This is a genomic window from Candidatus Pelagibacter communis (genome assembly GCF_001180205.1).
Taxonomy (GTDB): Bacteria; Pseudomonadota; Alphaproteobacteria; order Pelagibacterales; family Pelagibacteraceae; genus Pelagibacter; species Pelagibacter ubique_O.
In genome coordinates this window covers 1-10,570 of record NZ_CVSU01000103.1, presented here as the reverse complement: position 1 = coordinate 10,570, position 10,570 = coordinate 1, and the positions used below count along the sequence as shown (strand labels likewise).

Annotated in this window: 10 protein-coding genes and 1 tRNA gene; 3 read left to right on the top strand and 8 right to left on the bottom strand. The window is 28.5% G+C overall.

Going from position 1 to position 10,570, the window contains the following annotated elements:
- Positions 1–147: 147 nt before the first annotated feature.
- Complete coding sequence (locus AMO08_RS04710) at positions 148–357, top strand: hypothetical protein (protein WP_425304635.1); 210 nt, start codon at positions 148–150, stop codon at positions 355–357.
- Here the strand turns inward: AMO08_RS04710 and AMO08_RS04705 are convergent.
- Positions 354–971, bottom strand: coding sequence for a DUF502 domain-containing protein (locus AMO08_RS04705; RefSeq protein WP_075485706.1), 618 nt, complete (start codon positions 969–971; stop codon positions 354–356). The two genes, AMO08_RS04710 and AMO08_RS04705, sit on opposite strands and share 4 nt — an antisense overlap.
- 112 nt (positions 972–1,083) lie before the next feature.
- On the opposite strand from AMO08_RS04705, the gene AMO08_RS04700 reads away from it, so the two are divergent.
- A complete protein-coding gene (locus tag AMO08_RS04700) occupies positions 1,084–1,911 on the top strand; it encodes a M48 family metallopeptidase (RefSeq protein ID WP_075485704.1) in 828 nt (275 codons plus the stop codon).
- 1 nt (position 1,912) lies between these two features.
- Here AMO08_RS04700 and AMO08_RS04695 read toward each other — a convergent pair whose 3' ends face one another.
- The 7 genes from AMO08_RS04695 to ssb form a co-directional block, all read right to left on the bottom strand.
- Positions 1,913–2,788 (bottom strand): hypothetical protein, encoded by an 876-nt coding sequence (locus AMO08_RS04695; RefSeq protein ID WP_075485702.1) that lies wholly within the window; start codon positions 2,786–2,788, stop codon positions 1,913–1,915.
- Between the two features lie 7 nt (positions 2,789–2,795).
- Positions 2,796–2,871 (bottom strand) — tRNA-Lys (locus tag AMO08_RS04690).
- A gap of 154 nt (positions 2,872–3,025) precedes the next feature.
- Entirely contained in the window at positions 3,026–4,138 is a 1,113-nt protein-coding gene (gene tgt / locus AMO08_RS04685; protein ID WP_075485700.1) for a tRNA guanosine(34) transglycosylase Tgt, read from the bottom strand.
- 8 nt (positions 4,139–4,146) lie between these two features.
- Positions 4,147–4,707 (bottom strand): peptidylprolyl isomerase, encoded by a 561-nt coding sequence (locus tag AMO08_RS04680; protein ID WP_075485698.1) that lies wholly within the window; start codon positions 4,705–4,707, stop codon positions 4,147–4,149.
- Positions 4,700–5,194 carry a pantetheine-phosphate adenylyltransferase gene (gene coaD / locus AMO08_RS04675; protein WP_075485696.1) on the bottom strand — a complete coding sequence of 165 codons (495 nt, stop codon included), beginning with the start codon at positions 5,192–5,194 and terminating at the stop codon, positions 4,700–4,702. Before coaD ends, AMO08_RS04680 begins: the two co-directional genes overlap by 8 nt.
- Positions 5,194–7,773, bottom strand: coding sequence for a DNA gyrase subunit A (gene gyrA, locus AMO08_RS04670; RefSeq protein WP_075485694.1), 2,580 nt, complete (start codon positions 7,771–7,773; stop codon positions 5,194–5,196). Before gyrA ends, coaD begins: the two co-directional genes overlap by 1 nt.
- A 5-nt stretch (positions 7,774–7,778) precedes the next feature.
- The gene (gene ssb / locus AMO08_RS04665; RefSeq protein ID WP_075485692.1) at positions 7,779–8,228 is read right to left on the bottom strand and encodes a single-stranded DNA-binding protein; all 450 of its coding nucleotides are present in this window, start codon (positions 8,226–8,228) and stop codon (positions 7,779–7,781) included.
- 88 nt (positions 8,229–8,316) lie between these two features.
- Between ssb and uvrA the strand changes: the two genes are divergently transcribed.
- On the top strand, positions 8,317–10,570 hold a 2,254-nt coding region (uvrA, locus tag AMO08_RS04660; RefSeq protein WP_075485690.1), incomplete at its 3' end, for an excinuclease ABC subunit UvrA.

Here is a 10,570-nt window from a genome sequence, read left to right as displayed (position 1 = left end):
AAGCTTCACATCTACCACCTTTAACATTGAAAGAAAATCTTCCCGGTTTATATCCTCTAGTTTAAATCAAATCTAAGTGAAAACGCGAAAAAAAGAATAAAAATTTTAAAAGACACTAATGATGGTTTCTTAATATCTGAAGAAGATATGAAATTACGAGGGTTTGGTGATATTTTGGGGTTTAAACAAAGTGGTATAAAAAATTTTAAGTTAGCAGATCCAATTCAGAATAGTGATCTTTTCTTATTAGCTGAAAAGGAAATGAGAAGAATAGAAAAATCAAATGAAGATATAAGTAAATTCAAACCTTTGATAAAATTGTACGACAGGGCTGATATAATTAATGATATTGCCTAAGATTTTTTAGTTGAAGTACCTGCTGATACTATAAATTTAGAAGCCTCTTCAAAAGACATATTTAAATAAATAACATCCTCAACTGGGAACATTAATAAAAAACCACTGGTTGGATTTGGTGTTGTTGGAACAAAAACATTAATTAAATTTTTTCCCGTTTTTTCTGCCATCTCTCCTTTATTTTCTTTAGTAGCAAATCCAACAGCCCAAACACCTTTTCTGGGATATTCAATTAATACAACACTCTTTTTACCATCATCTTTTTTTGAAAAAGTTTCCGTCATTTGTACAATTGCTGAATAAACTGTCCTTAAAAAAGGAATTCTTTTAAATAGATCATCAATTAATTTAAGAATTCTTCTACCAAAGAAAGAGAGTGATAAACCTCCAACAATTGTGATTAACAAAATTGAAATTACAATTTCAACGCCAGGAATATTAAAAGGTAAATAGCTATTTGGATTAATATTTTTAGGTATTAAATTTGATGAAATACCTATTAAAACTTTAGTCAAATATAATGTAAAACCAATTGGTATTAAAACAACTACGCCTGTAATAAAATAATTTCTTAAGGTTAATGAAAATGATTTTTTTCTACTTTTTTTGGTCATAAAATTAACTGTAACTAGCGTATATTACAAACAAAATCATAATAATAAATAGTACTATTAATATTTTATTATTAAGATTCATGATAAAGTATTAATATCAAATTTTATAGTTATGAATAGAAGAAAATTTTTATCTTATGTTGGCTGTAGTTGTAGCTCACTTTTACTTACCTCATGCACAACAGCACCGATAACTGAAAGAAAACAATTGAAAATTGTTTCTGAAGCAAAGCTAAATGCTAGAGCTGCAGAAATTTACGAAAAAATCAAAGAAAAAGAAAAGTTAAGTGATGATAAAAAAACACTTAATGAAATTAAAGAGATTGGTAAAAGAATGGAAAATTCAATCTCAGAATATTTTTATAGAGCCGGATTAGAAGACCCTACGCTCAATTTTGAATGGGAATATATTTTAATTGATAGAAAAAAAATTAGAAATGCCTGGTGTATGCCAGGAGGTAAAATAGCAGTTTATACAGGAATATTGGACGCAACACAAAATACAGATGGATTAGCAGCTGTGATGGGTCATGAAATAGCACATGCAGTTGCAAAACATTCAGTTGAAAGAGCAAGCAGAGCAGCCCTTGTCAATACTGGAACTCAATTAATAGATATTTTTAGTGGAGGAAAATTATCTCAAGTAAATAGAACAACTGGAATGAACACAGTAGGTCTAATTACTCAATTAGGTATTTTTAATCCTTTTAATAGAAAACAAGAGAGCGAAGCTGATTATTTAGGGATGATTTTTTCATCACTATCAGGATACGATATAAGAGAAACTATAAAAATTTGGGAGAGAATGAAAAAACTTAATAAAGGAAAAGAGCCACCAGAATTTTTAAGTACTCATCCTTCTTCATCTAATAGAATTAAGGTTATTAATGATAAAATTAATGACATTATTCTTAAATATCCTCCAATAAAATTAACTTAAATCATTTCAATTTAACATAACAAATACTTGCATATTGTTGATTAAATTCTGAATGTAAAGATTTATTAACCTTTAATTCTTTCAAGTTACTTATAGGTTTTTTAACTTTATAATCTTCTTTATTAACATTCTCTCCAAATACATTAATTAATTTTTTAAATCTTTTTTTTAAATTAAACTTTATCAAAGGTGGAAACTCAAAATATAATTCTGTTTTATAAATAAACTTATTAAAAAGTTTATTTAATTTAGGGTTAATTTTAGGAGGATAAACAACTTTCAAAAAACTTTTATTGAACCTAATATTAAAATTTTTTTTATTTCCTAATATATAAAAATTAGTTAAAAATTTAATTAATCTTTTTAAATTAGAATATTTAATAAACCTTTTTTTTATTAAATATTTTTTTTCATATATAATTTTGGGTGAATAATAAGGTGAAAAGCCATTTGGTAAATTATCGTCAAAAATTATATGTTTAAAATTATTTTTTATTAAAAAACCAATTCTTTTTGAAAAACATACATGGTCATCAAAAATAACTAATGTTTTACTTTTATTTAACTTATGCCAATTTATTTTTGAAATATCCTTATTATAATAAATAACATCATCATAAATTATTTTTCTATTGGATAGATCAATGTCAATTGAAAAAATATTAGCTTTCTTTAATGTATTTCTTATCAGCCATGTAGTTTGACCTCTCCAAACACCAGATTCGATCACATTTGTTGGTTTAATTTTTTTTAATAGGCAGTAAACAGCAAAACAATGATCAATTCTCATTCCACTAGTATTATCTTTAATGGGACGTGAATTATAAATTTTTAAAAATGATTTAAATTTATGTTTTAGATTATCGTTATTAAACATACGATTATGGTGAGCCGTGATGGACTCGAACCATCGACCCATTCCTTAAAAGGGAATTGCTCTACCAACTGAGCTAACGGCCCACAAAAATGATTCATTTTTTTTAAATGAATATTGTGTGTATACAGATAAATTTTTATTTTTCAATTCGTTGAATTTAAAACTTTTGACCAATTAAGGTTGTTTAATTAAGGAATTTGACATGATTATTCATACAAAATAGCACAGTTACTATAACTACAACTTATCTATGTATTTATTATGAAAATCTTCAAATGTGCCAGAATTAATATTTTTTCTAATTTGCGACATTAATTCTTGATAAAAATTGATATTATGAAGCGTCAATAGCATTGAAGCTAATATTTCATTAGTATTAAATAAATGATTTAGATAATTTTTTGAATATTTATTTAAGTTAAAATTTTCATAACTTGGATCAAGTGGCGTATTATCATTTTGATACTTATTATTTTTAATATTTACCCTTCCATTCCATGTAAAAGCTAAACCTGTCCTTCCAGATCTAGTAGGCAACACACAATCAAACATATCTATACCTCTTTTGACAGCACCTAAAATATCTGATGGAGTTCCAACACCCATTAAATAATGAGGTTTTTCCATAGGCAAATATTCTTTGATGTCATCTAAAACATTGAACATTTCATTTTGTGTCTCACCTACTGCTAATCCTCCAATTGCATAACCATCAAAACCAATTTTAACTAATTCTTCAAGTGACTTAAGTCTTAAATCTTTAAATAGACCCCCTTGAACAATTCCAAATAAAGCCTTATGAGGATTGCTACCAAAAGCTACTTTAGATCTTTCAGCCCAATAAAGTGAAAGATCCATTGATTTTTTTATAAGATTATAATCATTAGTTTTCTTGGGGCATTCATCCATAATCATTACAATATCTGAATTTAAACCTAATTGTATTCTTATACTTTCCTCGGGACTTAAATAAAATTTTTTACCATCAACATGAGAGTTAAATATAGCACCTTTCTCTCTATCGATTTTATTCAATTTTGAAAGAGACATTACTTGAAACCCACCAGAGTCAGTCAAAATAGGTAAATCACAATTCATAAAATTATGAAGTCCGCCAGCAGACTTAATCCTTTCTACACCAGGGCGTATCATTAAATGATAAGTATTTGAAAGTATTATTTCAGAACCTGTTTTTTTAATATCATCAATTGTGCAAGCTTTTACAGTTGCCTGTGTTCCAACAGGCATAAAAGCTGGGGTTTGTATATTACCACGATGCGTCTCAATTAAGCCACATCGTGCAAATTTATCTTTTTTTAAAACGTTAAAGGCAAATTTTTTTAATGCCATTAAAAAATTTATTGAGATTTAAAACTAATAATCTTATCTGGATCAGTTACAGCACCGTTATTGTTTTGGTCACCTCTTTTTATTTTATCAACAAATTCCATTCCCTCGATCACTTTTCCAAAAACTGTATATTGTCGATCTAAAAATGGAGCTGGCTGAAAACAAATAAAAAATTGACTATTTGCACTATTTGGATCTTGAGCTCTTGCCATTGATAAAGTTCCTCTATCATGTGGTAGACTATTGAATTCTTGCTTTAAGTCAGGAAAATCTGATCCACCCATTCCAGCTCTTCTAAGATCAAAATCTTTGGATTCTGAATTTCCAAATTTTACATCACCAGTTTGAGCCATAAATCCATCAATAACTCTATGAAAAACAACGTTATCGTATTTACCGCTATTTGCTAATTCCTTAATTCTTTTAACATGATTTGGAGCAACATCCTCAAACAATTCAATTTTAACGTCACCATCTTTTAATTTTAATATCATTATATTCTCCTCAGCTATTGATTGATTGGTAATAAAAAAAAACAAAATAAGTATTTTTATAAAAATTTTATTCATATTTCTCTTTTAAAGACTTGATCGTACTTTTGGTAGTAAATTTATTAATATCGCCTTTTAATTTAACAATTTCTTTAACAAATCTAGATGAAATAATTTGATTTTCTACATCAGACATTAAAAAAATTGTTTCTATATTTTGGTTCAATTTTCTATTCATACCAGCTAATTGAAATTCATATTCAAAATCAGATACAGCTCTTAATCCTCTTAAAATAATGTTTGATTTGTATTTTTTACATAAATCAGTGGTTAAAGAGCCAAATGATACCACTTTTATTTTTTTCCTATTTAACTTTAGATCTTTAAATAGAGCTTTATTTACTATTTCTATTCTTTCTTCAGAATTAAATAGATAATTTTTGTTACTTTCATCTGAGACAGCTACTACTATTTTATCAAATAATTTTAATGATTTTTTTATTACATCTATATGTCCGAAAGTAATTGGATCAAATGTTCCAGGATAAATTGCAATTTTACTCATTAAATTAAATTATCATCAATTTTAATAGCTGAAACAACTTTTTCTTCTCCTGATAACTTAATTATTCTAACCCCTTGGGTATTTCTTCCTGCAGTTCTAATTTCTTTAACAGCTACTCTAATAACCCTACCTTTATTAGTAGAAATTAAAATTTCATCGCCTTCAAAAACTGGAAATGATGATGTAATATTTCCGTTTCTTGGTGAATTTACTATTCCAATAATTCCTTTACCACCTCTGTTAGTAACTCTGTAATCAGTATGAGAAGTCTTTTTTCCATAACCATTTTCACTTATTGATAAAACAAATTTCTCTTTTGCTCTTAATTCAGACTTTTCGTCTTTTGATTTTTTTCTGTTTTTATTAATTTTATCGTTATCAATAACTGATAAAGATACTATTTGATCATTTGATGCTAACTCTATTCCCTTAATTCCTTTAGAAGATCTGCCTTTAAAAACTCTTAGCTTCTTAGCTTCAAATCTAATACATTTCCCAAATTTTGTACTTAAAATTACATCTTGATCATCTTTACAAATTTTAACACCTACAATTTTATCATTATTATCTAATTTCATTGCAATTTTTCCAGATGAATTAATTGATGAAAAATCCTCTAAACTATTTTTTCTAACTTTTCCTTGAGCAGTAGCAAATATAATTTGATAATTTTTTAAGTCTGTTTCATCTTCTGGCATTGGCATGATTGAGCTTATTGCTTGGTGATTTTTTAAAGGTAAAATATTAAATAAAGACTTACCTTTAGATGATGATGAACCCTCTGGGATTTTCCATGCTTTGATTTTGTAAACTAGACCCTCAGTAGAAAAGAAGAGAACTGAAGTATGAGTATTTACAGATAATGTTTGAACTACAGAATCTTGATCTCTAGTTGTTATCCCTGACTTTCCCTTACCGCCTCTTTTTTGTTTTTTTACTCCATCTAAAGAACCTCTTTTTATATATCCTTGTAATGTAACTGTAATTATTACTGATTGTTTTTGGATAGTTTCCTCAATATCATAATTTAAAACAGCGTCTATAATTTTAGTTCTTCTTGGAATAGCAAATTTCTCTTTAATATTTTTTAACTCTTCGCTGATTACTTTTAAAAGTTCTTTTTTTGATGAAATAATCTTTTTATATTTAGTTATTAGTTCAGCTAATTTTTTAATTTCAACTTCAATTTCATTTATTCCTAATGCAGTTAATTTTTGAAGTCTTAACTCTAAAATAGCTAGAACTTGTGGTTCAGATAGAGAATAGAGGTTTTTACCTTTTTTTCCCTCAACTAGAGAAATTAATTTTTGAGATTTGTTTATTTTCCATTTAGTTTTTAAAATTGATATTTTAGCATCATCGGGTGTTTTAGATGATCGAATAATTTTTATTATTTTATCTAAATTTTCAACTGAAACAGATAATCCTATTAATATATGAGCACGCTCTTCGGCTTTTTGAAGATCAAATTTAGTTTTTTTAATTACAACATCTTCTCTAAAAGTTAAAAAATTAGATAAAAAATCTTTTAGTGTGCAAGTTTGTGGTTTTCCTTCAACAATAGCTAAAGTATTAAATCCAAATGAACTCTCTATTTGAGTATTCTTATATAATTGTCTCTTTATTGTTTCTGGTTCTACGCCGTTTCTTAAATCTATTGCTACCCTTATACCTTCTCTATTCGATTCATCTCTAATATCTCTTATTCCTTCAATCTTTTTTTCTCTTACTAATTGAGCAATTCTTTCATTTAAAACAGATTTGTTAACTTGATAAGGTATAGAAGTTATTACAAGTCTTTCACGTCCATTTTTTTGTTGTTCAATTGAGATTTCACCTCTAATCTTAAAGGACCCTCTTCCATTGTTATATCCTTGTTTAATTATATCTTTACCTATAATTACACCACCAGTTGGAAAATCTGGACCGGGTATATGTTTCATTAATTCTTTAATTTTAATATCTTTGTTATCTATTAAGGCTAAGGTGCCATCTATAATTTCACCTAAATTATGTGGAGGTATACTTGTTGCCATGCCAACAGCAATACCACCAGCTCCATTTACTAATAAATTTGGAAACTGTGCTGGTAAAACACTAGGTTCTTTCTCAGTTTCATCATAATTGCTTTTGAAAGAAATTGTATTTTTTTCAATATCATCAATTAAATATTGAGAAACTTTTGACAAGCGAGTTTCGGTATATCTCATTGCTGCAGCAGGATCACCATCTATAGAACCAAAATTTCCTTGTCCTTGAATCAAAGGGAGACTCATAGAGAAATCTTGTACCATTCTTACCAAAGCATCATAGACAGACTGATCACCATGAGGGTGATATTTACCAATAACATCTCCAACTATTCTTGCAGATTTTCTAAATTGTTTAGACCAATCATATCCACCTTTGTACATTGCATATAGAATTCTTCTATGAACTGGTTTTAATCCATCTCTTACATCAGGCAATGCACGACTTACAATTACACTCATTGCATAAGATAGATATGATGAGCTCATCTCATCATGCATTGATATTAATTTTATATTTTTATCTTTAAGCTCTTCAGTATTTTTCATAGAAATTAAAATGGAATTTCATCATCCATATCTGACGCTTGTGAAGAATCCTCAATGTTATTTTGCTGAGATGTTTCATTTTGAATTCCACCGCCTGAATTACCTCCACCCAACATTGTCAGTGAAGAATTATATCCTTGTATAACTATTTCAGTTGAATATTTATCTTGTCCCGATTGTTCATCTTTCCATTTTCTTGTCGTAAGTTGTCCTTCTACATAAACTTGTGCACCTTTTTTTAGATATTGTTGAACAACATTTACTAAACCTTCGTTAAATACAACTACACGGTGCCACTCAGTTTTTTCTTTTCTTTCACCGGTGTTTTTATCTTTCCAGGATTGACTTGTTGCAAGGCTTAATCTAGCAACACTTTTGCCATTTACCATTTGTTTAATTTCAGGATCTGCGCCCAAACGACCAATTAATAATACTTTATTTAAACTTCCAGCCATAATATTTAATATTTGTTAAATTAGTTAATTAGAATTATATCACAATTCTTCTGAATATTAATTTTATTAACTCAAAGCAACTAAAATTATGATGAAAAAGATAGTTATTAAGGGCGCTAAAGAACATAATTTGAAGAATGTTACTGTAGAGATTCCAAAAGACAAATTTGTGGTCATAACGGGTCTATCAGGATCAGGAAAATCATCTTTAGCTTTTGATACTATCTACGCAGAAGGTCAAAGAAGGTATGTAGAGAGTTTATCTGCCTACGCACGTCAATTTTTAGATAAAATGAAAAAACCAAATGTAGATTTAATTGAAGGATTAAGTCCAGCTATTGCAATAGAACAAAAAAATACATCAAAAAATCCAAGGTCTACTGTTGCAACTGTAACAGAGATTTATGATTACATGAGGGTATTATACGCTAGAGCTGGTATCCCCTACTCACCATTTACAGGTAAACCAATAACATCTCAAACAATTACACAAATAGTAGATTTAGTTAAAAAATTACCAAAAAAATCAACAATATATATCTATGCGCCAGTGGTGAGAGGTCGTAAAGGTGAATATAAAAAAGATATTTTAAGCTACAAGAGAAGAGGATTTAGAAAAATTAAAATTGATAATGTTTTATATGATATAGAAAAATCACCCAATCTAGATAAAAAACTTAAACATGATATTTCAGTCTTAGTAGATAGAATAGTTTTAAATTCAAAACTTGGAAACAGGTTAGCTGAAAGTATTGAAACAGCTGTAAATTTAGCTAACGGTTTAGTGTTTGTCGAATATGAGGATGAAACACTTCCTCAAAAATTTAGAAAACTTGAAAAGTTAATTTACTCTACCAAGTTTGCATGCCCTGAGAGTGGTTTTACAATTGAAGAAATTGAGCCAAGACTTTTTTCATTTAATAGCCCTTATGGAGCGTGTGAAGAGTGTGAGGGAATTGGAATGAAATTAAATGTTGATCCTAATCTAGTTGTTCCTGATGAAAGAAAAAGTTTGGCCGATGGAGCAATTGAGCCTTGGTCAAAATCAACTACATTATATTATGCTCAAACTTTAGCATCTTTAGCAAAACATTATGGTTTTTCTTTAGATGAAAAATGGAAAAAATTACCTAAAAAAATAAAAGATATTATTCTTTATGGTTCAGATGAAGATGAGATTAAATTTAATTATGACGATGGTTACGAGAAATATTCTTATAAAAAAACCTTTGAAGGTGTAATTAATAATCTTGAAAGAAGATTTTTAGAATCCGATAGCGAATGGAAAAGAGAGGCCATTGCTGAATATCAATCTGATACTGCCTGTGAAGCTTGTAATGGTGATAGATTAAAAGAAGAAGCTTTATGTGTTAAAATTAATGGTCTCAATATTAGCGAAGTAACAAAAAAATCTATTTTGGATGCATCAGAATGGTTTAAAAATTTAGAAAATAATCTTGATAAAAGACAATTTAAAATAGCAGAACATGTTCTAAAAGAAATCAACGAAAGATTAAATTTTCTACTTAATGTAGGTTTAGATTATTTAACATTATCTAGAGAGTCTGGAACATTGTCAGGTGGTGAAGCACAAAGAATAAGATTAGCTTCACAGATTGGCTCTGGTTTAACAGGTGTATTATATGTTTTGGATGAACCTTCAATTGGCTTGCACCAAAAAGATAACGTTAAACTAATTAATGCACTAAAAAGATTACGAGATCTTGGTAATACAGTCATTGTTGTTGAGCATGACACCGAGACAATGGAAAATGCAGATCATATTATTGATCTAGGTCCTGAAGCTGGAAGTAATGGCGGCGAGATAACAGCACAGGGATCATATGATGAGATTAAAAAAGATAAAAATAGTATTACAGGTCAATATCTTGCAAATAAAAAAACAATCGAAATTCCTAAAACTAGACGTTTAGCTAAAAATGGTAGGTTTGTTGAAATCAATGGCGCGAGTGGAAATAATCTAAATAATGTAAATCTTAAAATTCCTACTGGAACTTTTACTTGTGTCACAGGTGTCTCTGGCAGTGGAAAATCTACACTAATATTACAAACACTATTTCATGCCTTAAATTTAACTTTAAATAGTAAAGCAAGAAAAACACCTAAATCATTTAAAGGATATAAAGGAGTAGAATTAATTGATAAAATAATTGATATTGACCAATCTCCTATTGGGAGAACACCTAGATCAAATCCTGCAACATATACAGGCGCCTTTGGGCCTATTAGAGATTGGTTTACAAGTTTGCCAGAATCTAAAACTAGAGGATATAAACCGGGAAGATTTTCTTTCAATGTTAAAGGTGGTAGATGTGAAGCTT